26 protein-coding genes are annotated in these 23,536 nt (G+C 72.1%); 17 read left to right on the forward strand and 9 right to left on the reverse strand.

The features are described 5' to 3' along the window. The first annotated feature begins 115 nt into the window (after positions 1-115). The 9 genes from NYO98_RS06055 to NYO98_RS06095 all read left to right on the forward strand — a co-directional run bounded on the left by NYO98_RS06055 (position 116) and on the right by NYO98_RS06095 (position 8,649). The gene (locus NYO98_RS06055) at positions 116-1,171 is read left to right on the forward strand and encodes a PhoH family protein (protein WP_268110620.1); all 1,056 of its coding nucleotides are present in this window, start codon (positions 116-118) and stop codon (positions 1,169-1,171) included. After that, the gene (gene ybeY, locus NYO98_RS06060) at positions 1,168-1,629 is read left to right on the forward strand and encodes an rRNA maturation RNase YbeY (protein WP_268110621.1); all 462 of its coding nucleotides are present in this window, start codon (positions 1,168-1,170) and stop codon (positions 1,627-1,629) included. The genes NYO98_RS06055 and ybeY overlap by 4 nt, the downstream gene beginning before the upstream one ends. 1 nt (position 1,630) lies before the next feature. After that, positions 1,631-2,947 (forward strand): hemolysin family protein, encoded by a 1,317-nt coding sequence (locus NYO98_RS06065; protein WP_268110622.1) that lies wholly within the window; start codon positions 1,631-1,633, stop codon positions 2,945-2,947. 13 nt (positions 2,948-2,960) lie between these two features. Beyond that, complete coding sequence (locus tag NYO98_RS06070) at positions 2,961-3,302, forward strand: cytidine deaminase (RefSeq protein ID WP_268110623.1); 342 nt, start codon at positions 2,961-2,963, stop codon at positions 3,300-3,302. A gap of 58 nt (positions 3,303-3,360) precedes the next feature. Further along, positions 3,361-4,734: an FAD-binding oxidoreductase gene (locus NYO98_RS06075; RefSeq protein ID WP_268110624.1), complete on the forward strand. Its 1,374-nt coding sequence runs from the start codon at positions 3,361-3,363 to the stop codon at positions 4,732-4,734. After that, positions 4,731-6,035 (forward strand): class I SAM-dependent methyltransferase, encoded by a 1,305-nt coding sequence (locus NYO98_RS06080; protein ID WP_268110626.1) that lies wholly within the window; start codon positions 4,731-4,733, stop codon positions 6,033-6,035. Before NYO98_RS06075 ends, NYO98_RS06080 begins: the two co-directional genes overlap by 4 nt. Before the next feature lie 20 nt (positions 6,036-6,055). Continuing rightward, a complete protein-coding gene (locus NYO98_RS06085) occupies positions 6,056-6,832 on the forward strand; it encodes a siderophore-interacting protein (RefSeq protein WP_268110627.1) in 777 nt (258 codons plus the stop codon). Beyond that, positions 6,825-7,853, forward strand: a complete 1,029-nt coding sequence (gene era / locus NYO98_RS06090; protein WP_268110628.1) for a GTPase Era — start codon at positions 6,825-6,827, stop codon at positions 7,851-7,853. The genes NYO98_RS06085 and era overlap by 8 nt, the downstream gene beginning before the upstream one ends. A gap of 130 nt (positions 7,854-7,983) precedes the next feature. Next, positions 7,984-8,649 (forward strand): VC0807 family protein, encoded by a 666-nt coding sequence (locus NYO98_RS06095; protein ID WP_268110629.1) that lies wholly within the window; start codon positions 7,984-7,986, stop codon positions 8,647-8,649. 8 nt (positions 8,650-8,657) lie between these two features. Here the strand turns inward: NYO98_RS06095 and NYO98_RS06100 are convergent, their stop codons facing one another. After that, a complete protein-coding gene (locus NYO98_RS06100) occupies positions 8,658-9,467 on the reverse strand; it encodes a septum formation family protein (RefSeq protein WP_268110630.1) in 810 nt (269 codons plus the stop codon). Beyond that, on the reverse strand, positions 9,464-9,949 hold the full coding sequence (locus NYO98_RS06105; RefSeq protein ID WP_268110631.1) for an NAD(P)H-dependent oxidoreductase: 486 nt from the start codon (positions 9,947-9,949) through the stop codon (positions 9,464-9,466). The genes NYO98_RS06100 and NYO98_RS06105 overlap by 4 nt, the downstream gene beginning before the upstream one ends. 46 nt (positions 9,950-9,995) lie before the next feature. On the opposite strand from NYO98_RS06105, the gene NYO98_RS06110 reads away from it, so the two are divergent. From NYO98_RS06110 to recO, 4 genes are all read left to right on the forward strand, one after another. Further along, complete coding sequence (locus tag NYO98_RS06110; RefSeq protein ID WP_268110632.1) at positions 9,996-10,754, forward strand: class I SAM-dependent methyltransferase; 759 nt, start codon at positions 9,996-9,998, stop codon at positions 10,752-10,754. Between the two features lie 182 nt (positions 10,755-10,936). After that, positions 10,937-12,664, forward strand: a complete 1,728-nt coding sequence (gene leuA / locus NYO98_RS06115; protein WP_268110634.1) for a 2-isopropylmalate synthase — start codon at positions 10,937-10,939, stop codon at positions 12,662-12,664. 25 nt (positions 12,665-12,689) lie between these two features. Next, positions 12,690-13,586, forward strand: coding sequence for an alpha/beta fold hydrolase (locus NYO98_RS06120; protein WP_268110635.1), 897 nt, complete (start codon positions 12,690-12,692; stop codon positions 13,584-13,586). Positions 13,587-13,640: 54 nt separating this feature from the next. Further along, the gene (recO, locus tag NYO98_RS06125; protein ID WP_268110636.1) at positions 13,641-14,369 is read left to right on the forward strand and encodes a DNA repair protein RecO; all 729 of its coding nucleotides are present in this window, start codon (positions 13,641-13,643) and stop codon (positions 14,367-14,369) included. 18 nt (positions 14,370-14,387) lie between these two features. Here the strand turns inward: recO and NYO98_RS06130 are convergent, their stop codons facing one another. After that, a complete protein-coding gene (locus NYO98_RS06130) occupies positions 14,388-15,731 on the reverse strand; it encodes a glycoside hydrolase domain-containing protein (RefSeq protein ID WP_268110637.1) in 1,344 nt (447 codons plus the stop codon). A gap of 80 nt (positions 15,732-15,811) precedes the next feature. On the opposite strand from NYO98_RS06130, the gene NYO98_RS06135 reads away from it, so the two are divergent. Both NYO98_RS06135 and NYO98_RS06140 read left to right on the forward strand, forming a co-directional pair. Beyond that, a complete protein-coding gene (locus NYO98_RS06135; protein ID WP_268110639.1) occupies positions 15,812-16,108 on the forward strand; it encodes a hypothetical protein in 297 nt (98 codons plus the stop codon). Continuing rightward, entirely contained in the window at positions 16,105-16,650 is a 546-nt protein-coding gene (locus tag NYO98_RS06140) for a hypothetical protein (RefSeq protein WP_268110640.1), read from the forward strand. Before NYO98_RS06135 ends, NYO98_RS06140 begins: the two co-directional genes overlap by 4 nt. Before the next feature lie 87 nt (positions 16,651-16,737). Here the strand turns inward: NYO98_RS06140 and NYO98_RS06145 are convergent, their stop codons facing one another. Beyond that, positions 16,738-17,430 carry a maleylpyruvate isomerase family mycothiol-dependent enzyme gene (locus NYO98_RS06145; RefSeq protein ID WP_268110641.1) on the reverse strand — a complete coding sequence of 231 codons (693 nt, stop codon included), beginning with the start codon at positions 17,428-17,430 and terminating at the stop codon, positions 16,738-16,740. Between the two features lie 189 nt (positions 17,431-17,619). After that, on the reverse strand, positions 17,620-19,026 hold the full coding sequence (locus NYO98_RS06150) for an HNH endonuclease signature motif containing protein (protein ID WP_268110642.1): 1,407 nt from the start codon (positions 19,024-19,026) through the stop codon (positions 17,620-17,622). A 111-nt stretch (positions 19,027-19,137) separates the two neighbouring features. Here NYO98_RS06150 and NYO98_RS06155 point away from each other — a divergent pair, with 111 nt between their 5' ends. Together NYO98_RS06155 and NYO98_RS06160 are read left to right on the forward strand one after the other, a co-directional pair. Beyond that, entirely contained in the window at positions 19,138-19,479 is a 342-nt protein-coding gene (locus NYO98_RS06155) for a hypothetical protein (RefSeq protein ID WP_268110643.1), read from the forward strand. A 59-nt stretch (positions 19,480-19,538) separates the two neighbouring features. After that, complete coding sequence (locus NYO98_RS06160; RefSeq protein WP_268110644.1) at positions 19,539-20,330, forward strand: isoprenyl transferase; 792 nt, start codon at positions 19,539-19,541, stop codon at positions 20,328-20,330. On the opposite strand, the gene NYO98_RS06165 is transcribed toward NYO98_RS06160, so the two are convergent. Genes NYO98_RS06165 through NYO98_RS06180 form a run of 4 tightly spaced genes read right to left on the reverse strand, consistent with a single transcriptional unit; the run spans position 20,327 to position 23,481 of the window. Beyond that, the gene (locus tag NYO98_RS06165) at positions 20,327-20,734 is read right to left on the reverse strand and encodes a Fur family transcriptional regulator (RefSeq protein ID WP_268110645.1); all 408 of its coding nucleotides are present in this window, start codon (positions 20,732-20,734) and stop codon (positions 20,327-20,329) included. The two genes, NYO98_RS06160 and NYO98_RS06165, sit on opposite strands and share 4 nt — an antisense overlap. Beyond that, positions 20,721-21,725, reverse strand: a complete 1,005-nt coding sequence (locus tag NYO98_RS06170; RefSeq protein ID WP_268110646.1) for a metal ABC transporter permease — start codon at positions 21,723-21,725, stop codon at positions 20,721-20,723. The genes NYO98_RS06165 and NYO98_RS06170 overlap by 14 nt, the downstream gene beginning before the upstream one ends. After that, entirely contained in the window at positions 21,722-22,531 is an 810-nt protein-coding gene (locus NYO98_RS06175) for a metal ABC transporter ATP-binding protein (RefSeq protein WP_268110647.1), read from the reverse strand. The genes NYO98_RS06170 and NYO98_RS06175 overlap by 4 nt, the downstream gene beginning before the upstream one ends. Continuing rightward, a complete protein-coding gene (locus NYO98_RS06180; protein WP_268110648.1) occupies positions 22,528-23,481 on the reverse strand; it encodes a metal ABC transporter substrate-binding protein in 954 nt (317 codons plus the stop codon). Before NYO98_RS06180 ends, NYO98_RS06175 begins: the two co-directional genes overlap by 4 nt. Positions 23,482-23,536: the final 55 nt, after the last annotated feature.

Below are 23,536 nucleotides of genomic sequence, written 5' to 3' on the forward strand. Positions count from 1 at the left end.
CACGCCGGCCCGCCCGCCGTCGGGCCCACCGGTGTCCAGGTGGGCCTGACGCCGACCGCTCGGTAGCATGGTGGGGCTCTGCCACCGACCCGGAAGGCCGCCCAGACGGGCATCCATGACTGCGACGAACCAGCCAGGCTCCCCCCAGGAGCGACCGACCCACACCGTGGTCGTCCCCAACAGCATCGACATGGTCTCGGTCCTGGGCCCGGGGGACGAGCACCTCCGGCTGATCGAGCGGTCCTTCGACGCCACCGTCCACGTCCGTGGCAACCGCATCACGCTGGCCGGCGAGTCGGCCGAGGTGGCCACCGCCGAGCGCCTGCTCGACGAGATCGTGACGCTGGTGCGCACCGGCCAGGGCGTGACCGGCGAGACGGTCGAGCGGATCATCCAGATGCTGCGCACCGAGACGCAGGAGCGCCCGGCCGACGTGCTGAGCCTCAACATCCTGTCCAACCGCGGTCGCACGATCCGGCCCAAGACCCTCAACCAGAAGCGCTACGTCGAGTCGATCGACAAGAGCACGATCACCTTCGGCATCGGCCCGGCCGGCACCGGCAAGACCTACCTGGCGATGGCCAAGGCCGTGCAGGCCCTACAGGCCAAGGAGGTCAACCGGATCATCCTCAGCCGTCCGGCCGTCGAGGCGGGGGAGCGGCTCGGGTTCCTCCCCGGCACGCTCAGCGAGAAGATCGACCCCTACCTGCGCCCGCTCTACGACGCGCTGCACGACATGGTCGACCCCGAGACGATCCCCAAGCTGCTCGCCGCCGGAACCATCGAGGTCGCCCCGCTGGCGTTCCTGCGCGGCCGGTCGCTGAACGACTCGTTCATCATCCTCGACGAGGCGCAGAACACCACGCCCGAGCAGATGAAGATGTTCCTGACCCGCCTCGGCTTCGGCTCGCGCATCGTCGTCACCGGCGACACCAGCCAGGTCGACCTGCCCTCCGGCACGAAGTCGGGCCTGCGCGTCGTGGAGGGCATCCTCGACGGCGTCGACGACATCACCTTCTGCCGCCTCACCGGCACCGACGTCGTGCGCCACCGCCTCGTCGGTCGCATCGTGGAGGCCTACGAGGTCTTCGACGCCCAGGAGGAGTCCGGGTCGAGGTCGAGGCCGAAGTCCGGACCCAAGAGCACCACCGGGCCGCGGAGCCAGCGATGAGCATCGAGGTCCTCAACGAGTCGGGCCTCGAGTTCGACGTACGCCGCCTCTCCCGGCTGGCGCGCTTCGTGATGGAGCAGATGCGCGTGCACCCGCAGGCCGAGCTGTGCATCAAGGCGGTCGACGAGGACACCATCGCCCAGCTCAACGGCCAGTGGATGGAGAAGGAGGGCCCGACCGACGTGCTCGCCTTCCCGATGGACGAGCTGCGCCCGGGCAAGGTCAACGAGGAGCCCGAGGAGGGCGTCCTCGGCGACCTGGTGCTGTCCCCGGCGGTGGCCGAGCGGCAGGGCGTGGAGGCCGGACACGGACGCGAGGCCGAGATCGACCTGCTGACCGTCCACGGCATCCTCCACCTCCTCGGCTACGACCACGCCGAGCCCGAGGAGCACGCGGTGATGTTCGGGTTGCAGGACGAGCTGCTGGAGAAGTGGCGCGCGTCGGCCGAGCCCGCCTGACATGACCGCTGACATCTGGCAGCTCGGCACGGCCGCTCTGCTGGTCGTCCTCGCCGGGCTCTTCTCGGCCGCCGACGCCGCCCTGGGCGGCTTCTCCCGCGCCCGCGCGGAGGAGCTCAAGGCCGAGGGGCGGGCCGGCGCGGCCCGCCTGGTCAGGCTGCTCGACGACCCCGCGCGCTACCTCAACACCGCGCTGCTGATGCGCCTGCTGTGCGAGATCAGCGCGATCGTGCTGGTCGCGACGTGGGCGCGCGACGCCTACCAGGGCTCGCCCGTCCCGACGTTCCTCACCACGGTCGGCGTGATGCTGGTCGTGTCGTTCGTCGTCATCGGCGTCGCGCCGCGCACCATCGGCCGCCAGCACGACGTACGGGTGGCGCTGGCGTCGGCGGGCCCGCTGTCCTTCGTGACGACGATCCTCGGCCCGATCCCGGCGCTGCTGATCCTGCTGGGCAACGCGATCACGCCCGGCAAGGGCTTCAGCGAGGGCCCCTTCTCGACCGAGACCGAGCTGCGCGAGCTCGTCGACCTCGCCGAGGCCGGTGCCATCATCGAGTCCGGCGAGCGCAGGATGATCCACTCGGTCTTCGAGCTCGGCGACACCATCACCCGCGAGGTGATGGTCCCGCGACCCGACGTCGTCTACATCGAGCGCCACAAGAACATCCGCCAGACGCTGTCGCTCTTCCTGCGCAGCGGCTACTCCCGCATCCCGGTCATCGGCGAGAACCTCGACGACATCGTCGGCATGGCCTACCTCAAGGACCTCGTCCGCCGCGACTTCGAGGCGCCCGACGTCGAGTTCACCCAGCGCGTCGACGAGGTGATGCGGCCGGTGCACTACGTGCCCGACTCCAAGCCCGTCGACGCGCTGCTCACCGAGCTGCAGGCCCGTCGCCAGCACATCGCCGTGGTCGTCGACGAGTACGGCGGCACCGCCGGGCTGATCACGATCGAGGACGTCCTGGAGGAGATCGTCGGCGAGATCACCGACGAGTACGACGCCGAGGAGGTCGAGGTCGAGCACCTCGACGGCGGCGCGATCCGGGTGTCCTCCCGCTACCCGGTCGACGACCTCGACGAGCTGGTCGGCTTCGACGTGGAGGACGACGACGTCGACAGCGTCGGCGGGCTGATGGCCAAGCACCTCGGCAAGGTCCCGCTGCCCGGCTCGGTCGTGGAGTGCCACGGCCTGCGCCTCGAGGCCGAGCGCGCCACCGGACGGCGCAACAAGATCGAGACCGTGCTGGTCACGGTCCTGGCGCCGGGCGCGGACGCCGCGGACGACGACACCCCGATCGGCTCCACCGGCCGCTGACTAGGGTTCGGGCATGAGCAACGACGCCGTCGACCTCAGCGCCGAGGACGCCAAGCTGGTCACCCTCGCCCGCGCGACCCGGGCGCGGGCCGGGGCCGACGAGGGCGCCGCGGTGCGCGACCTCGACGGCCGCACCTACGCCGCCGCGAGCGTGCGCCTCGCGCACCTCGAGCTGTCGGCGCTCGACGTGTGCGTCGCCATGGCCGTGTCGTCCGCCTCGGCCGGCCTGGAGGCGGCGGTCGTGCTGGCCGACGACGAGCCCGACCTCGACTCCGTGCGCGACTTCGCCGGTGCCGGGGTGCCGGTGCACCTCGGCGACGCGCGGGGCGCGATCGCCCGTTCGCTCGCCACCTGAAGGCCGGTCGGACCGCAACATGCTCGCGCGAGCGGTCCCAGATCGCTAGCGTGGAGGCGTGCGCACGACGGTCGGTCGAGAGCAGCATGCTGCCGGGGAGGCGAGGCTCAGGGAGTCCTACGCCGCCCTGCCGCCGGGTGCGCCGGTGCGGCTGGCCAAGCGCACCAGCAACCTGTTCCGTGGTCGCTCGGCCTCGGAGGCGGGGCTCGACGTCTCCGGGCTGACGGGTGTCGTCGAGGTCGACGGCGACGTGGCCGAGGTGCAGGGGATGTGCACCTACGAGGACCTCGTCGAGGTGACCCTCGCGCACGGCCGGATCCCGCTGGTCGTCCCGCAGCTCCGGACGATCACGCTGGGAGGGGCGGTCAGCGGCCTGGGCATCGAGTCGACGAGCTTCCGCAGCGGCCTGCCGCACGAGTCGGTGCTCGAGATGGACGTGCTCACCGGTGCCGGCGAGATCGTCACGACCAAGCCGGGTGACGAGCTCTTCGACGCCTTCCCCAACTCCTACGGCTCCCTCGGCTACGCGACCCGCCTGCGGATCGAGCTCGAGCAGGTGCCGTCGTACGTCGCCCTGCGACACGTGCCGTTCGCCGACGCCCGGGCCCTGGCCGACGCCGTCTCCCGCATCGTCGAGGACCGGGCGTGGCAGGGCGAGCGCGTCGACGCGGTCGACGGCGTCGCCTTCACCCCGGGCGAGCTCTACCTCACACTCGCCCGCTGGACCGACGAACCGGGCCCGACCAGCGACTACGCCGGCCAGCAGGTGTTCTACCAGTCGATCCGACGGCGCACGACCGACCGGCTCACTGTCCACGACTACCTCTGGCGCTGGGACACCGACTGGTTCTGGTGCTCGCGCGCGTTCGGCGCGCAGCACCCACTGGTCCGGCGGGTGTGGCCGCGCCGCCTGCGGCGCTCCGACGTCTACTGGAAGCTCGTCGCCCTCGACCGCCGGTTCGGCATCGCCGACCGGCTGGACCGGCGTGCCGGTCGGCCCCAGGGGGAGCGGGTCGTGCAGGACGTCGAGGTCCCCGTCGAGCGGCTCTCGGAGTTCCTGTCCTGGTTCGACCGGGAGGTCGGCATGCGGCCGGTGTGGCTGTGCCCCCTCCGGTTGCGCCGCAGCGGGGACGGCTCCGGCGACCGGCCCTGGCCCGGCTACCCGCTCAGCGCGGCGACGACCTACGTCAACGTGGGCTTCTGGGGCATCGTCAACGTCGGCCCCGACGCCCCCACGTCCCCGCGCAACCGGGCGATCGAGGCGAAGGTCTCCGAGCTCGGCGGCCACAAGAGCCTCTACTCGGAGGCCTTCTACGCGCCGGCCGAGTTCGACCGCCTCTACGGCGGTGACCACCTCGCCGCCGTCAAGGCCGCCCACGATCCCGACGACCGACTGACGTCCCTCTACGACAAGGTGGTGCAACGACGATGACCCTTCACACGGACCCCGGCTCGCGACGCGCCCCGACGCGCCTCACGATCGGTGACGCGATGGACCGGCTGGTGAGGGGCGGGCTGCCGCTGCACTTCACGGCGTACGACGGCTCCAGCGCCGGCCCGCCGACCGCGGACGTCGGGCTGCAGCTGCGCAACGAGCGCGGGCTCGCCTACCTGATGACGGCACCGGGCGACCTCGGCATGGTGCGGGCCTACGTCGCCGGCGACCTCACGCTGTCGGGCGTCCACCCCGGCGATCCCTACGACGCGCTCGTGCTCCTCAAGGACCACACGAAGTTCCGCGTGCCGGCGCCGTCGGAGGCGGTGCACATCGCCCGCAGCCTCGGCCTGGCACACCTGCGGCCACCGGCCCCGCCGCCGCAGGAGCACCTCCCGCGCTGGCGCCGGGCGGTCGAGGGGCTGCGTCACTCCATGACCCGCGACGCCGAGGTGATCTCGCACCACTACGACGTGTCCAACAGGTTCTACGAGATGGTGCTCGGCCCCTCGATGGCCTACACGTGCGCCCTCTATGAGACCCCCGAGGCGTCGCTCGAGGAGGCGCAGGCGGCGAAGTTCGACCTGGTCTGCCGCAAGCTCGACTTGCAGCCGGGCCAGCGGCTGCTCGACGTGGGCTGCGGCTGGGGGACGATGGTGCGGCACGCGGCCCGGGAGTACGGCGTCCGGGCGCTCGGCGTGACGCTGTCGCTGGAGCAGGCGCAGTGGGCCAAGGAGGCGATCGACCGCGAGGGCCTCGGCGACCTCGCCGAGGTGCGCCACCTCGACTACCGCGACGTCGTCGACACCGGCTTCGACGCGGTCAGCTCCATCGGTCTCACCGAGCACATCGGCGTGCGCAACTACCCGGCGTACTTCCGCCACCTCCGCGACCGGCTCAAGCCCGGCGGCCGGCTGCTCAACCACTCCATCACCCGGCGTCACAACCGCCGGCAGGAGACCGGGCACTTCATCGACCGCTACGTCTTCCCCGACGGGGAGCTGATCGGCTCCGGCACCATCATCAGCGCCGCGCAGGACCAGGACCTCGAGGTGCAGCACAGCGAGAACCTGCGCCTCCACTACGCCGCCACCCTGCGCGACTGGAACCGCAACCTCGTCGAGCACTGGGACGAGTGCGTGGCGGAGGTCGGCGAGGGAACGGCCCGGGTCTGGGGCCTCTACATCGCCGGCTCGCGCATCGGCTTCGAGCGCGACGAGGTCGAGCTCCACCAGGTGCTCGCGACCCGCAACCACGACGACGGCCGCTCCGACTTCCCGATGCGCCCCCACTGGTGAGCCACCGATAACCTCCTCGGGTGAGCACCCGTGCAGCCCAGTTCCAGGCGACCGTACGTCGCCGCGAACCGCTCTCGGACCACCTCGTCCGGCTCGTGCTGGGCGACCTGGACGGCTTCACCTCGACCGGGATCCCCGACGAGTGGGTCGGCCTCGTGGTGCCCGGGCAGTTCCAGAGCCGCTACTACACCGTGCGGTCCCTCAGCGGGGGAGAGCTCACCCTCGACGTCGTGGTCCACGACGTCGGCCTGGTCACCGAGTGGGCGACGCGCGACTGCGTCGGCGACACGGTCACGATCACCGAGCCCAAGGCCTCGTTCGCCCCGCCCGAGGGGGCGCGCTGGCTGTTGCTCGTCGGCGACCTGACGGCCATGCCCGCGATGGCCCGCATCGCCGAGACCCGGCCCGACCTGCCGACGTACGTCATCGCGGAGGTGCCCGACGACCTGTCCGGCTACCTCCCCGCCGGCACGGACGTCACCTGGCTGACCCCGCCGGCACCCGGCCAGAGCGCGCTCGCCGAGGTGGTCGAGGGCATCGAGTGGCCCGAGGGCGAGGGCTACTTCTGGATGGCCGGCGAGTCCGCCCAGATGCGCGCGATCCGCAAGCACCTGATGCGTGAGGTCGGCCTGCCGACCAGCCACTACGACGTCATGGGCTACTGGCGCGCCACCGCCGCCCGCCAGCCCCGCGCGGTCGACCCCGGCCCGGTCTGGCGCGCGGGCAAGGCGGCAGGCAAGACTGACGAGCAGATCTGGGCCGACTACGACGCAGCCAGGGAGACGAGCGATGGGTGACCACGACGACGAGCTGGACGGGTCGGACGCCGAGCTGGACGACGAGCTGGACGACGACTTCGACCTGTCCGGGGTCGCGCCGGCGGGCGCGTTCTACGAGGCGCCGGAGGGCTACCGCAGCGGGTTCGCGTCCTTCGTCGGTCGCCCCAACGCGGGCAAGTCGACGCTGACCAACGCGCTCGTGGGACAGAAGATCGTGATCACGTCGTCCAAGCCCCAGACCACGCGCAACGTGGTGCGCGGCATCGTCCACCGCGACGACGCCCAGCTGATCCTGGTCGACACCCCCGGCCTGCACCGTCCCCGCACGCTGCTGGGGGAGCGGCTCAACGACCTCGTGCGCACCACGTGGGCCGAGGTCGACGTGGTCGCCGTGTGCTTCCCGGCCAACGAGAAGATCGGGCCCGGTGACCGGTTCATCGTCACCGAGCTCGCCAAGGTGCGGCGCACGGTGCGCATCGCGGTCGCCACCAAGACCGACCTGGTCACCCCCGAGCAGCTGGCGACCCACCTGATGGACATCGCTGCCCTCGGCGAGGAGACCAGCACGGAGTGGGCCGAGATCGTGCCGGTGTCCGCCGTCGCGGGCGACCAGGTCGACCTGCTCGCCGACCTGCTCGTCGGGCTGCTGCCGGAGGGGCCGCCGCTCTACCCCGACGGCGACCTGACCGACGCGCCCGAGGAGGCGCTGGCCGCCGACCTCATCCGCGAAGCGGCCCTCGAGGGGGTGCGCGACGAGCTGCCGCACTCCATCGCCGTGGTGGTCGAGGAGATGGGGCTGCGCGAGGGGCGTCCCGACGACAAGCCGCTGCTCGACATCGTGGCCAACCTCTACGTCGAGCGCGACTCGCAGAAGGGGATCATGATCGGCCACAAGGGCTCGCGCCTGCGCTCGGTCGGCACGGCCGCCCGCAAGCAGATCGAGGCGCTGCTCGGCACGCCGGTCTACCTCGACCTCCAGGTCAAGATCGCCAAGGACTGGCAGCGCGACCCGCGCCAGCTCCGCAAGCTCGGTTTCTGACGCCCCTTCCCTCGTCCTTGCCGCCGCCGGGGCGCGTCGGCGTATGGTGAGGAGGTCGAGGACAAACCGACAGGCGTCGATCCACGAGCGTCACTCCTCCGCGATCGACCACCTGGCAGGACCGACGACCTTGACGTTCCACGCACCCCACCGCCCGACCCTCCTCACGGTGCTCCGGCGCGTGTCGCTGAGCCTGCTGGTCGCGGTGGTGGTCCCCGCAGCCGTCTTCTACGGCACGTTCGCGCTGGCCGGCGTGTGGGCCGCGATCGGGGGTGCGCTCGTCTGGTCGTACGGCGCCATCGCCTGGCGCGCGCTGACCCGGCGTCGTACGTCGGGGCTGCTGGTGCTGACCGCGGTCCTGCTCACCGGCCGGACCGCCCTGTCGGTCGTGGCCGACAGCACCTGGCTCTACTTCCTGCAGCCGGTGATCAGCGACGGCGTCGTCGCCACGCTCTTCCTGCTCTCGCTCGCGAGCGCGCGGCCGATGGTGGCCCGTCTGGCCGGCGACTTCTACCCGATGGACCACGAGCTCGCCGTGCGTCCGCGGGTCCGCCGCCTGTTCCGCCACCTGACCGCGCTGTGGGCGGTCCTCGGGTTCGCCAAGGCGGGCATGACGCTCTGGCTGCTGCAGTCACAGACGCTGGAGACGTTCGTCCTGGTGAAGAGCGTCTCCATGCTGACGATCAACGTGGTCGCGGCGTTCGCGACGATCGGCCTGGCCGCGCTGGTGGCGCGGAAGGAGGGCCTGATGGGCTCCACCCGCCCCGTCCCCGTGCCGGTCGAGGCTCGCGCCTGACGGACGCCTCAGTCGGGCACCCAGCAGATGCCGTAGCGCTGGCCCGCGTCCCACTGCTCGCGTGTGGGGCTCTCCTGCGACCAGCTGAAGTCGAGCGGGTCGTTCGTGGCGGCCGCCGCGACGTCGCGGCACACCGGGTCCATCCGCGCGGCCACCGCGTCGCGGGCGGGCAGCCTGCGACCGGGGATGTCGACGGTCGCCACGGCCCGCCAGGCGTGCTTCGCGCCGCACGTCACCCGCCGGAACCCGCGGGTGCCGGGCGCCGCGGTGGCGCACATCGCCGGACCGTCCCAGCCCTTCGTCCGCCGCGGCAGCCGCAGCAGCGTGCCGGGCGAGGCCACGGCCACGATGTCGCAGCGGAACCAGTCGGCTCCGGCCTCAGCGCGCGCCGGGCTCGGGCTGAACCAGACGGCCCGCACCATGCTCAGCCTCAGCTCGCGCGGCGTCCGCCCGAGGTGCCGGGGGAGCCGGGCGGTGCACGCGCGGCTCATCTGCCGCTGGGCCGCCCGCGAGTCCACGCGCCGGGTGAAGCCCGACGTCGTCGTGAGGTCGAGCCGACCCACGAAGTAGGTCTGCGCCGTGTGCGGCCGCCGGCACGCGACCGGCGCGGTGCGGCCCACCACGGCGACCGCCTGGCGCATCGACAACGCGTGGCACTCGCCGACCTCGGGCCGCGGCCCCGGGTCCGGCGTCGCGGTCTCGCTCGGGGTGGAGGTCGACGACGGCGACGGTGCCCGGTCGTCCGACGGCAGGTCGACCGGCGCGGTGCAGGCCGACAGCACGACGGCCGTGGCCAGGGCCGCGAGGAGCCGCCTCATCCCATCACCAGGGCCGCGAGGGTCCCGCCCAGCTCGTACGCCGACCCGCGCTCCGCCGCGCCCACGTCACCCAGCACCTCGAGGACCGGCGCGCTCTGCCGCCAGCCGAGCGCACCCACGATCGACTGGACGGAGCGCACCGCGCCCGTCGTGTCGTAGCGCCCGTGCACGTAGAGCCCGAACGGCTTCCGTCCGCCCTCCACCGTCGCGGCCGAGCCGTCGTCGGTGAGCGCGCCCCCGGCCTGGAGGAAGATGGAGTCGAAGAAGTGCTTGAGTGCCCCGCTCATGTAGCCGAAGTTCGCAGGGGTCCCGAGCACGTAGCCGTCGGCGGCCAGGACGTCGTCCGCGTCGGCCTCCAGCGCCGGCCGGACGACCACGTCGACACCCGTGATCGCGTCGTCCGAGGCTCCGGCGACGACGGCGTCGGTCAGGGCGGCCACCGAGGGCGTGGGCGAGTGGTGGACGATGAGCAGGCGCGGCACGGTGCCGAGGCTACTCACGGCCCCGCGGGCGGCGTACCGTCGATGCGTGAGCTTCGAGGTGGCGGGTGAGGCGTACGACCGGTTCATGGGTCGCTACTCCCAGCCGCTCGCGGCGCACTTCGTCGACCTCCTCGAGGTGCGCGCCGGGCAGCGGGCGCTGGACGTCGGCTGCGGGCCCGGGGCGCTCACCGCGCCGCTGGTCGACCGACTGGGCGCGGACCACGTGTCCGCGATCGACCCGTCGGCGCCGTTCGTGGAGACCTGCCGCACCCGCTTCCCCGAGGTCGACGTCCGTCGGGGCTCCGCCGAGTCGCTGCCGTGGGACGACGACTCCTACGACGTCGCCGCCGCGTGCCTCGTCGTGCACTTCATGACCGATCCCGTCGCCGGCATGTCGGAGATGAGGCGGGTGACCCGGGACGACGGCTGGGTCGGCGCCACGGTGTGGGACCTCGCCGGCTCGCGCGCGCCGATGGCCCCGCTGTGGACCGCCATGGCCGAGGTGTCCCCGCAGCAGCCGGACGAGCGGGACTTCCAGGGCGGCTCGCGCGAGAGCCTCCGCTCGATCATGGAGGGGGCTGCCCTGCGCGACGTCGAGGTGGTCGAGCTGCCGGTCACCGTCACCCACCCGACCTTCGAGGAGTGGTGGCAGCCCTACCTGCACGGCGTCGGCCCGGCGGGCGAGGTCGTCGCCTCGCTCGACCCCGACCGCAGGCAGGAGCTCGAGCGGACCCTGCGCCGCGACCTCGGCGAGGGTCCCTTCGACATGACCGCGGTGGCGTGGGCCGGCCGCGGGCGGGCGTAGGCGTCTCACGACGCGGGAGACGGCGCGCGCGTGCGACGGGGGAGGGCTACGCTGGTCCGGTCATGATGCGCAGCCTCCTTCTCCTTCGCCGCCGCAGCGAGGCCTGACCCGGCCCCCTCGTTGCGGAGTGTGGCGCGTGCCGGTCGCCCCGTCTCGATCGAGCAGCAGGAGAGCAGGACCTCATGACCAACCTGAGCAACACCGCCAACCAGCAGGGCGCGAGCCCCATGCCGTTCGCCCGCTACACGCCGTTCGTGCCCGTCGACGTGCCGGACCGGACGTGGCCGACCAGGAAGGTCGAGAAGGCGCCGCGCTGGCTGTCCACCGACCTCCGTGACGGCAACCAGGCGCTCATCGACCCGATGACGCCCGCCCGCAAGCTCACGATGTTCGAGCTGCTGGTCTCGATGGGCTACAAGGAGATCGAGGTCGGCTTCCCCAGCGCGAGCCAGACCGACTTCGACTTCGTGCGCAAGCTCATCGACGAGGACCGCATCCCCGACGACGTACAGATCTCGGTGCTGACGCAGGCCCGGGAGGACCTCATCGAGCGGACCGTCGACTCGCTCGTCGGCGCTCCCCGCGCGACCGTCCACCTCTACAACGCCACAGCCCCGCTCTTCCAGCGCGTCGTCTTCAACGTGACCCCCGACGAGTGCCGCAACATCGCGGTGCGCGGCACCGAGATGGTGATGAAGTACGCCGAGGAGCGGCTCGGCGGCCTCGTCGGCAGCGAGGACTTCGGCTACCAGTACAGCCCCGAGATCTTCACCCAGTCCGACACCGACTTCGCGCTCAGCGTGTGCGAGGCCGTCTCCGACGTGTGGCAGCCCGAGGCCGGTCGCGAGATCATCCTCAACCTGCCCGCCACCGTCGAGATGTCGACGCCCAACACCTACGCCGACCAGATCGAGTACTTCGGGCGCGGCCTGACGCGCCGTGAGCACTCGGCGATCAGCCTCCACCCGCACAACGACCGCGGCACCGCGGTCGCCGCCACGGAGCTGGCGCTGATGGCCGGGGCCGACCGCGTCGAGGGCTGCCTGTTCGGCCACGGCGAGCGCACGGGCAACGTCGACCTGGTCACCCTGGGCATGAACCTGTTCAGCCAGGGCATCGATCCGCAGGTCGACTTCGGCGACATCGACGAGGTGCGTCGCACCGTCGAGTACTGCACCAACCTCCCGGTCCACCCGCGCCATCCCTACGCGGGCGACCTCGTCTACACCGCCTTCTCCGGTTCCCACCAGGACGCCATCAAGAAGGGCCTGGAGGACCTCGACAGGAAGGCCGCCGCGCTCGGCGTCGACGTGGGGGAGCTCCCCTGGGAGGCGCCCTACCTGCCGATCGACCCCAAGGACGTCGGCCGCACCTACGAGGCGGTCATCCGGGTCAACAGCCAGTCCGGCAAGGGCGGCGTGGCCTACGTCCTCAAGTCCGAGCACAAGCTCGACCTGCCGCGTCGCGCGCAGATCGAGTTCAGCCGCGTCGTGCAGCAGCGCACCGACAGCGAGGGCGGCGAGATCACCCCCGAGGAGATCTGGTCGGTCTTCCGCTCCGAGTACCTCGACCGCGAGACCCCGCTGAAGCTCAACTCGGTCCACACCTCCAGCGCGGCGGGTGAGAAGGACCAGCTCACCGTCGGCGTCTACGTCGACGGCGAGCGCCGCGAGCTCACCGGCGAGGGCAACGGCCCGATCGCGGCGTTCGTCGACGCGATCGCCGCCGTCGGCCACGACGTACGGGTCCTCGACTACCACGAGCACGCACTGTCGTCGGGAGGCGACGCGATCGCAGCGGCGTACGTCGAGTGCGCCGTCGGCGACAAGGTGCTGTGGGGCGTGGGTCTCGACGCCAACATCGTCACCGCCTCGCTGAAGGCGGTCATCAGCGCGGTCAACCGCGCCTGAGCGCGGGCGGCGCTACATTCGGTCCATGTTGGTCAGCGAGCGGATCGGCCAGTTCTTCGTCGAGTCGGACGGCGGACGCGACCGGCTGGAGTACACCGAGTACGGCTCGGGTGACGACTGGGTGGTGCTGCTGCACGGCCTGCTGATGCCGCGCCGGATGCAGCAACCGCTCGCCCGGGCGATGGCCGCGCAGGGCCTGCACGTGGTGACGCTCGACCTGCTGGGCCACGGCCGCTCCGACCAGCCGGCCGACCCACTGGTCTACTCGATGACGTCGTTCGGGGAGCAGGTCGTCGCGCTGCTCGACCACCTCGGCGCGGAGCAGGCCGTCATCGGCGGGACGTCGCTGGGCGCCAACGTCTCGCTGGAGGTGGCGGTCATCGCGCCCGAGCGGGTCAAGGGCCTGCTCGTCGAGATGCCGGTGCTCAACAACGCGCTGGTCGCCGGGATCCTCGCGTTCGTGCCGATCATGCTCGCCGCGCGCTACGTGCCGGTCACGGCCAACACGCTGCAGCGCCTCGCGCGCTCCGTGCCCCGCGGGATCGTCCCGTTCTGGGCCGGCATCTGCCTCGACACCGTCGACCACCGCGCCGACTCGATCGCGTCCGTGCTGCACGGCGTGATCTTCGGCCGCCTCGCCCCGTCGCGCAGCCAGCGTCGTCGCATCCAGGCGCCGGTCTTCCTCGTCGGCCACCCGATCGACCCGATCCACCCCTTCGTCGACGCCGACATGCTCGCCGAGGAGCTGCCGAACGTCCGGTTCGAGCGGGCCACCTCGATCCTGGAATGGCGGTTCCGCCCGGAGCGGTTGACCGCCGCGGCCGCGGACTTCGCGATCGGGTGCTGGCACGAGCACCCCGCCACGACGAAGGTGGCGAAGCCGACGAAGGCGACCGCGAAGGCCCGCACCCGGAAACCCTGACGCCGCACCCCGCCCGTCCCGGCCCGCACGGGCCCGGTGGGGGAGAATGGTCCCGTGCCCCTGTACCGCGACGAGGCCGTCGTGCTCCGCACCCACAAGCTGGGCGAGGCCGACCGCATCATCACCCTGCTGACGCGTCAGCACGGGCGCGTGCGCGCGGTCGCCAAGGGGGTGCGGCGTACGACGTCGCGCTGGGGCTCGCGCCTCGAGCCGTTCACCCACGTCGACCTCCAGCTCGCGGAGGGGCGCAGCCTCGACGTGATCACCCAGGCCGAGACGCTCGACCCGTTCCACGCGCGGCTCGGCCTCGACTACGACCGCTACACCGCCGGCACGGTGATGCTCGAGACCGCCGAGCGCCTGGTCACCGAGGAGAAGGAGCCGGCGGTCCAGCAGTTCCTGCTGCTCGTCGGCGGCCTGCGGGCCATGGCCGGTGCCGAGCACCCGGCCAAGCAGGTCCTCGACTCCTACCTGCTGCGCTCCCTGTCCGTCGCGGGCTACGCGCCGTCGTTCGACCACTGCGTGCAGTGCGGGGTCGAGGGCCCTCACCGCTTCTTCAACCCGTCGGCCGGTGGCGTCCTGTGCGCCTCCGACCGGCTGCCGGGATCGGCCACTCCCGCCGCGGAGACCGTCCGGCTGCTCGGTGCGCTCCTCGTCGGTGACTGGCCCGTCGTCCACGCCGCCGACCCGCGCCACCTGCGCGAGGCCAGCAACCTCGTCTCGGCCTACCTCGCCTGGCACCTCGAGCGCGGCCTCCGCTCGATGGCGTACGTCGAGCGGTGACGGTGCCTCAGGCGCTCGTCAGCGCAGTCCGCGCTCCAGGGCTGCCCAGGTGTCGGCCGTGACGACGCCTGTCGGGTCGAGGCCGAGGCGCTGCTGGTGCCGGCGCACGGCCTTCGCGGTGCGGTCGGTGATGACACCGGACGGCTCGACCGACCTGTAGCCCGCGGCGCGCAGGGTCCGCTGCAGGCGGAGGGCCGGCTCGCCGGCGGAGCCGACCTTGAGCAGCGGCGCCGAACCCCGTGCGAAGAGCGCCATCCAGGTCGAGGGGTCGGCCTTGCGCGTGACGCGCAGGTCGTGGCGGCGCTGGAAGGACCGCACGGCCCTGACCACGTCCCGGTCGAACCGGCCGTCGAGCCGTCCCCGGTAGCGGGCGTTCTTCCGGAGCAGGCACTGCAGCGCCTTCACGCGATCGCCCCGGCTGCCCGACGTCAGGCGCGGGTAGGTCCCGAAGTCGAGGCGGGTGCCCCCGCAGGCCCGGGTCGAGCGGGGCGGCCGGGAGCCGCCGTCGATCTCCATGAAGTTGCGGTCGATGGTGAGCGCGACACCGCCGTACGAGGCGGTCGTGTGCCCCTCGTACTGGTGGACGCGCTGCCCGGTCCAGCTGCTGGAGCGCACCCAGCGCGGGTCGATGTCGGCGTCCGAGCGACCGTTGTACCAGGCGTACCAGACCTGGTCGGGCATCGCGTAGGAGCCCGGCGAGAGGTGGTCGGCGTTGTCGAGCGCGTGGATGCCGGCGGAGATGCTGGAGTAGACACCGGAGCGGTAGCCGAGGTCGTGGAGGGCCAGCGCCCAGCCGCTGAGGAAACGCAGCGCGGATCGCCGGCAGTCCTCGTCCGCGACGTCGAAGCCGCCCTCGAGGTCGTACCAGAGGGTGCCTCCCGCTGGCAGGCCGAGCTCGCGAGCACGGGCCACGGCCGCTGCGGCCTCAGCGCGCCCGCGGGCGTCGGCTGCGGCGTACGACCCGGCGGGATCGGGGTCGATCCGGTCGGCGTACAGGGACTGGCACGCGGCCTGCGGCCCCACCCAGATCGGCAGCAGCCGCCACCCGTTGGCGCGCTGCCGAGCCACCCACGTGGCGTCGAGGTGCGGCTGACCCGGGTCGACGGCCGTGGGACGGCAGGACGCCATCGATCCGCCGATGTAGATGCCGGCACCCCAGAACGGCGACGAGGTCAGCCACGCGTCCATCTGCTCCTGCGTCGGCGCACATCGGGCGTCGAAGGCGTAGCCGGTCAAGCCGTCCGGACGGCGCTCCGCCGCCGTGGCCGGAGGGCCGGTCAGCACCGTGACGCACAGCGCCAGCACCGCCGTCACCAGGACGCCGGCGCGGATCCGGGCAAGGCTGATCTGTCCGAGTCGCATGTTGTTCTCCCCCGAGAGCGTGTGGTGAGCAGACCATAGTGCAGTCATCGGGGGCGTCCGGTCCTCGGTAGCCTGCTCGCGTGAGGTCCCTCCGTGCCGCAGCTTCGCGTCTCATGACGGTCGGGGTGCTGAGCGACGGGTGGTACGCGATCCTGACCGGCCTGGTGCTGCTCCTCCTGGCCCACCTGCTCGGCAGCGTCCCGTGGGACGTCGACCCCGCCGCGACGCTCGTGGCGATGGCGTTCCTCGTCATCGGCCTGTGGCAGCTCGCGCAGGGCCTTCGTGCCGAGCTCCCGCGACAGCGCAGGTCCACCGACGAGCCTGCCTCGAGGACGTCGGAGTGTCCGGTGGCGCATCACCCAGAATGGCTGGCATGACCGACGACTCGGATCGGCTGCCCCTGGACAGCCCGAGGTGGAGCCGGCTGTGGACCCGGATGGGGCCCGGGGCGTACCCCGTTCCGCAGGCGCTCCGGGACCTCGGCGACGACCCGTCGGACCTCGAGCTCTTCCGGGAGATGTGGCCGGAGATCTGCGCAGAGGAGACGACGTACGACGCCGCCTACGCCGCTGCCCCCTACCTGGTCGACATCGCAGCGAGTCCGGACGCGGCCGATCAGTACCTCATCGTCCTCGGACTGGTCGCCACCTACGCCTCGGACGTGCCGGGCGACCTGGAACCGGCCTTCAGGACGGCGATGCGCCGGGGACTGACCCTGGCGCTCGAGCGCCTCGAGACCTGCCGGACCGACGCAGACCTGCGGTACCTCTTGGCGTCGGTCGCCGCCATGCGAGGGCGGCCGGACCTCGCGGAAGTGCTGCAGGACCTCGACGCGATCCAGGAACCCTGCCCGACGTGCGGAACCGTCGTGCACCCCTCCCTGCTGCAGGCGGCGATCGAACGGGACCGGTCGTCCTGAGCCGCAGTCCGTGGATCTCCGGCCGTCCGACTGGCTCGATCGAGGCGCTACCGATGCATGCTCGCTTCATTGTGCGGACGGCGAGGACTACGGGGTCAAGGCACCCGACATGAGCCCGCGCGCTTGTGGGTCGGACACATGGACGCGGGGATCCGCGCGATGCCACAGCAACCGCAGAAGTGTCTCCGCCTTGTCTCGCAGCACGATCGACTCGCCGTCGCCGAGGACGGCGTACCCGGAGACGTCCGTGCCGATCAAGCGGACGGCGCGTGGCAGGGGCTGAACGCGCCCGAGTCTGACCTGCCGTGGGTAGATCACGTCCCGGACCTCGAGGACTCCATCCCAAGCCAGGGAGGGGTCCATCGGACGAGGCTGGCCCAGCGCATTCTCGGCGTCCCACGCATGCATCACGGTCTCGTGAACCTGACGCCTCATCCAGAACTGCGCGGTGTGGTCTCGGTCGTCGAGGGTCCACGCGGGCGCGTCCGTCGCTGTCGAGGTCAGCACGTCGACCAGGTGCGAGGCATGTCGGCGGTACCACGCGGTCAGACCCGAGCGGTCTTTGTCGGCGGGCGGTTCCGGACGGAGGTTCGGGTTGCCCTCGACCACGGCATGAGCCGCCCACTGATGAACACGACCCAGGTGCACGACAAGGTCTCGCAATGACCAACCCGGACAAGAAGGCACCGGTGCGTCGAGCTCGCCATCCCGAGCAACGTCACCGAATCGCTCGGTGTGCGTGCGCAGTAGCGGCAACCAGTCAGGCGATTCGCTCGTCACCCATCCTCCCGGTCCGGAAGCACGACGCAGGCTCGTGTGCACGAAGGAACATAGCCCGCAGCATCCGTACCTGCCGCGTTCCGCGGGGCGGGCGCAGCCGGTGGTCGCCGTGTTCGCCGCTGTCTGCTCGGGTCTCCTGGACGTGCCGGTCGCCCCGCTACCTGGTGGATGGCGGGGTGTGGGGCGGGGTCATGGTCGGCGCGGGCGTGGGATCGCAGTTGGGTCGGGTGGCTCGGCAGGATCGATGGGGGTGGTGCCGGTCCGGTCGCGTCGGTAGCGATGGCCGTGTGGGCTGGTCCACTCGAAGCGGCCTGGCTCGACCATGCGGTAGGTCCAGGCGGTGTGGGTCTTCAACCGGTGGTGGAACCGGCACAGGCAGGCGAGGTTCCAGGTGGCGGTGGGTCCGGGTTGGGGACGTCCCTCGGCTGCGGCGTCGTGGTCGTACTCGATCACGTGGTCGACGTCGCAGCCACGGGCGGGGCGGGTGCACCACGGGAACACGCAGGTGCGGTCTCGAAGAATGACCTGCTCGCTGATCCGGTCGGGGACCTCGTAGGCGTCGGTGTGCAGGTCCGCGTTGAGGTCGACGACCGGCCTGATGGTGACCCTTGTGCGGGAGTCGGCGCACCAGTCCTTGACCTGCTCCAGCAGGACCAGCCGCTGACCCTCCTCCATCCGACCGGTCGGACCGAACACCGTTGCGTCGCCCGAGAAGCCGGCGTCGAAGTGGGCGTGGAGGACGACCTCCCGCGCAGGCGGCAGGTGCTCGCGATCCGCATCGAGGCCGGCGAGGTCGAGGGCAGTCTGCGTCCTCGCGAGGTCGCCGAGGGCTGCGGAGCGACGCGCGCCGAGTGGCGCCTGGGAGCCGAGGGCCTTCAACGTGGCGGCGCCGTGGGCGAGTGCCCGGTCGAGGTCGACGGCGTCGGCGATGTCGAGCTGGGCCTCCAGCCGCATGGTGCCGGCGAAGTGCACGTCGTCGTCGTGGATCGTCACGTGGCGGGGGTCGACCGACAGGTAGCCGTCCTCCGGGTCCGCGGCCGGATCCGCTTCGGCGAGGTCGAACCGCTTGATCGCCTCGGCCACAAGCCGGTCGAGCTGCGCCGGCCCGACCTTCCCGGCCACGGCGGCCACCTGCGCGTCCACGAACGCCGCCGCATCCCGGGTCAGCGTGGGCGTCGCGTGGATGGTCGTCTCGGCCACCAGGCGGGCCCGCCAGGCCGGCACCCGCCCGGTCTGAACCAGGGCCCACAACCGCGGAAGCCGGTGGCGCAGCTCGAGGGCATGCCCGACGAGCTTCTTCGCCGCCGTGGTCGAGGTCCCGAGGACCCCGCCGAGCTCGGCGAGGCAGAACTCCGCCACCAACGGTGCACCGTCTCCGGCGATGGGCTCCTCGTGCTCGGAACCCGGCACCGTGAAGGCCGCCGCGGAGTGGATCGACTCCGGCGGGTGCAGGTCCGCCCACCGAGCAGCGAGCACCAGCTGGTCGGCCGCCGCCCGCTCCTCCTCCACGCGACGGGAGCGGATCGCACGCAGCAGATCCGCGGCGGTGAGGTCCTCGACCCCACCTGCTTCGCGTCCTGCCAGCGTCTCGATCATGTGTTCGATTGTATCCACGCCCACCGACACCGCTCGGGCAGCGAAATCGCCGCCTCCGCCGGTGGACTTTCGGCCCTACCCGGCCACGCCAGTCGCCGGAATGCTCGGGTCATGGAGGACGTGCCCGGCACCCGGCTCGGTGGCGACGGCCGGTCGGCTGGACGGACGGCGTGGCGGCTCGCGGCGCTGTCCCTGATGGTGCTCGCGCTCGGCGCGGTGCTCTTCGCCACGGCGTGGGTGGTCGGGGGAGATGACGCGGTCTCCGACAACTGGGTCGGTGCGACGGTGGTGCTGGCTCTCTTCGCCGGCCTGTTCTGCTCCCTCGTCGCGATGGTGACGGCCCTCTACGCCGGCATCCGTCGCGAGCCGTGGTCGACGCTGTGGCTCCCGTTGACGACGTTCCCGGCCGTGGTCGCCGTCGTCGCCCTCCTCGAGGCCTTCGTCTCCGAGTGAGGGCCGGGACATCAGGCGCCGTCACCGCGACGGCGCCCGTCCCGCCTACGCTGTCCACCGTGAAGCGACAGGTGAAGCCGCCGACCCCGCACCCGAGCGGCGCGACGCCGCCGCCGGTCCCGCGCGACCTCGTGCCCGAGCACGTCGCGATCATCATGGACGGCAACGGGCGGTGGGCCAAGCAGCGCGGGCTGCCCCGCACGAAGGGCCACGAGCAGGGTGAGCACACCCTCTTCGACGTCGTCGAGGGAGCGATCGAGATCGGCGTCAAGGCGATCTCGGCCTACGCCTTCTCCACCGAGAACTGGACGCGCTCGCCCGACGAGGTGCGCTTCCTGATGGGCTTCAACCGCGACGTGATCCGCCGCCGTCGCGACGAGATGCACGACCTGGGCGTCCGGGTGCGCTGGGCCGGACGCGCCCCCCGGCTCTGGAAGTCGGTGATCCGTGAGCTGCAGGTCGCCGAGCAGATGACGAAGGACAACGACGTCCTCACCCTCACGATGTGCGTCAACTACGGCGGGCGCGCCGAGCTGGCCGACGCGGCCCGCGCCATCGGCCGTGAGGTCGCGGCCGGGCGTCTGAACCCGGACAAGATCGACGAGAAGACCTTCGCCCGCCACCTCTACGTCCCCGAGCTGCCGGACGCCGACCTGGTCTGGCGCACGTCCGGCGAGCAGCGGCTGTCCAACTACATGCTGTGGCAGGCGGCGTACAGCGAGATGGTCTTCACCGACGTGCTCTGGCCCGACGTCGACCGTCGACACCTCTGGTCCGCGATCGAGACGTACGCCAGCCGCGACCGCCGCTACGGCGGTGCCGTGCCGAACCAGACGCCCCAGCAGACCTAGCGACAGGCCGGGCAGGTCCCGAAGATCTCCAGCGTGTGGCTGATGTCGGCGTAGCCGTGCTCGGTCGCGATGGCGCTCGTCCACCGCTCGACCGCCGGTCCCTCGACCTCGACGGTCGCCCCGCACGTGCGGCACACGAGGTGGTGGTGGTGCGTGTCGGAGCAGCTGCGCCAGATGGCCTCGCCGTCCTCGTTGCGCAGCATGTCGACCTCGCCGGCGTCGGCGAGCGTGGCCAGCGTGCGGTAGACCGTGGCGAGGCCGACCGACTCGCCCTGCTGGGAGATGAGGTCGTGGATCTCCTGCGCGCTGCGGAAGTCGTCGAAGCCCGCGAGGGCGGCGGCGACCGCGCGGCGCTGGCGGGTCGGGCGGACCGCGGGCCGCGGCGTGGGGTCAGTGCTCGTCATAGTGCTCTCCGTGTACGGCGTGCCGGTGCCCGTCGTGGACGTAGTCGACGTGGTCCCCGTGCGGGACCGCCGGGTGCCCGCAGGCCTCGCCGTGCTCGTGCGGGTGTTCGACGGTGGAGCGGTGCGGCGTCGCGGTGACCTCGGGGAAGGGGGCCATCAGCCGGCTGCGGCGGCGCAGCCACACCCCGAGCGGCCAGGTGGCGGTGAACATCGCCAGCGCCAGCAGCACGATCGTCGGTCCCGGCGCGACGGTGACCCGGAACGACAGCGCGGCGCTCAGCACGAGCCCGCCCACGGCCGCCACGCAGCCGACCAGCATCGCCCCGGCCAGCGTGGTGCGGAACGACCGCGCGACCTGCTGCGAGGTGGCCACCGGCACCACCATCAGCGCGGACACGAGCAGGAGCCCGACGGTGCGCATGGCGACGGTGATGCTGACGGCGGCGAGGACGGCGATGAGCAGGTTGTAGGTCCGCACGCGCAGGCCGGCGACGCGCGCGAAGTCGGGGTCGCTGGCGACGGCGAAGAGCTGGGGGAGCAGCCCGAGCGTGACGGTCAGCACGACGACGGTCAGCACGATGGTCGACCACACGTCCCCGACCGAGATGGCGTTGAGCGAGCCGAAGAGGAACGCCTGCAGCGTCGCGGCACCCTCGCCGGCGATGCCGGTGATCAGGACGCCGCCCGCCAGCCCCCCGTAGAAGAGGAGGGCGAGCGCGACGTCGCCGTTGGTGTGCCCGCGCTCGCGGATCAGCTCCATCAGCACCGCGCCGAGCACGGCCACCACGACAGCCGTCCAGGTGGGCGAGGTGCCGGTCAGCAGGCCGATGGCGACACCGGTGACCGCGACGTGACCGATGCCGTCGCCCAGCAGCGCGAGGCGTCGCTGCACCAGGAAGGTGCCGATCGCCGGCGCGGCGAGCCCGGTGAGCAGCGCGGCGATCAGCGCGCGCTGCATGAAGCCGAGCGAGAAAAGGTCCCAGAAGGTCATGACCGGTTCCTCCGCTCGAAGTCGAGGGGCGAGGCGACGTGCGGGACGTGGTCGTGGCTGCCGGGTCCGTCGGCGGGGTGGTCGTGCGCGTGGTGCGTGTGCGAGGCGACCTCCTGCGTGAGCGGCGGCCCGTCGTACGCCACCCGGCCGTCGCGCATCACCACCGACCGGTCGATGAGCGGCATCATCGGGCCGATCTCGTGGGCGACGAGCAGGATCGTCGCGCCGCGGGCCTTGAGCCGGCCCAGCGCGTCGGCGAGCGCCTGCTGGTTGGGCAGGTCGACGCCCGCGGTGGGCTCGTCGAGGACGAGCAGGTCGGGCTCGCCCGCGAGCGCGCGGGCGATGAGCACGCGCTGCTGCTGGCCGCCGGAGAGCTGGGAGACGCCGTACGACGCGCGGTCCACCAGGCCGACGACCTCGAGCGCGGACTCCACGGCCACCCGGTCCGCGGCGCCCGACGGGCGCAGGAGCCTGCGGCGCCCGACCCGTCCCGAGGCGACGACCTCGCGCACCGTGGCCGGGACGCCGCCGGCCGCCGACGAGCGCTGCGGTACGAAGCCGAGCCGTGGCCAGTCGCGGAACTGCTCGATCGGCGTCCCGAAGAGCCGCACGGTGCCGCGGGTGTGGGGGAGGAGCCCGGTGACGGCCCGGACGAGGGTGGACTTGCCCGAGCCGTTGGGGCCCAGGAGCGTCACGACCTCGCCGCTGCGGACCGTCAGGTCGACGTCGCGCAGGACCGGCCGGCCCCCGATCGGGACGGAGACCTGGTCGAGGACGACGGGTGCTGACGGGTCGGACGTCGTCACGAGCAACCGTTGGCCTGCTGGAGGGCGGTCAGGTTCTCGCGCATGAGGGAAAGGTAGTCCTCGTCGGAGGTCTCGTCCGAGAGGCCCTCGATCGGGTCGAGCACCGCGCTGGTCACGCCCAGGTCGTCGGCGAGGGTGTCCGCCATCTTCGGGCTGACCAGCCGCTCGGAGAACACGGTCGTCACGCCGTCCTCGGTGATGAGCTCCTGGAGGTGGGCGAGGTCGGCCGCGGTCGGCTCGGCGTCGGGGGAGAGGCCGGCGATCGGCTCGAACTCCAGCCCGTAGCGGCTGAGGTAGCCGAACGCCTGGTGGCTGACCACCGTCGCCGAGCGCTCGCACGACGCGAGGCCGCTGGTGTACTCCTCGTCCACGGCCTCCAGGTCGGCGCGCAGGTCGGCCGCGTTGCCGGCGTACGTCTGTGCCCCCTCGGGGTCGACCTCGCCCAGCTCGTCGGCGACGGCGTCGGCGAAGTCGGCCACGAGCAGGGGGTCGAGCCAGAAGTGCGGGTCGAGGTCGCCGTGGTCGTGGCCGTCCTCCTCCGCGTGCTCGCCCTCGCCCTCGTCCGCGTGGTCGTGGGGGTCCTCGGTGGCCGGCATCAGGTCGACGACCGCGGCCGCGTCGACGACGGCGGCGTCGGTGTTCTCGGCGGCGGCGTCGACCGCCGGCTGGAATCCCTCCTCGAGCACCACGAGGTCGGCCTGCTCGAGCGACGCCGTCTGCGCGATGCTCAGGTCGAGGTCGTGCGGCTCCTGGCCGGGCTGCGTGAGGTTCTCGACGGTCCACCCGTCGCCCGCCACCCGCTCGGTCACCCAGGCCAACGGGTAGAACGACGCGACTGCCCGGCGACCACTTCCGGACGAGTCGTCACCCAGCGCCGCGCAACCGGCAAGGAGGACGGTCGCGGCGACGAGGCCGGCGGTGGCGGGAAGGGACCGGGCGACGGACGACATGAGAACGATTCTCACGCTGGTTGAGAACGATTGTCAAACTGGGTCGGGCCCTAGG

This window comes from Nocardioides pini, from assembly GCF_026712185.1.
Classification (GTDB): domain Bacteria; phylum Actinomycetota; class Actinomycetes; order Propionibacteriales; family Nocardioidaceae; genus Nocardioides; species Nocardioides pini.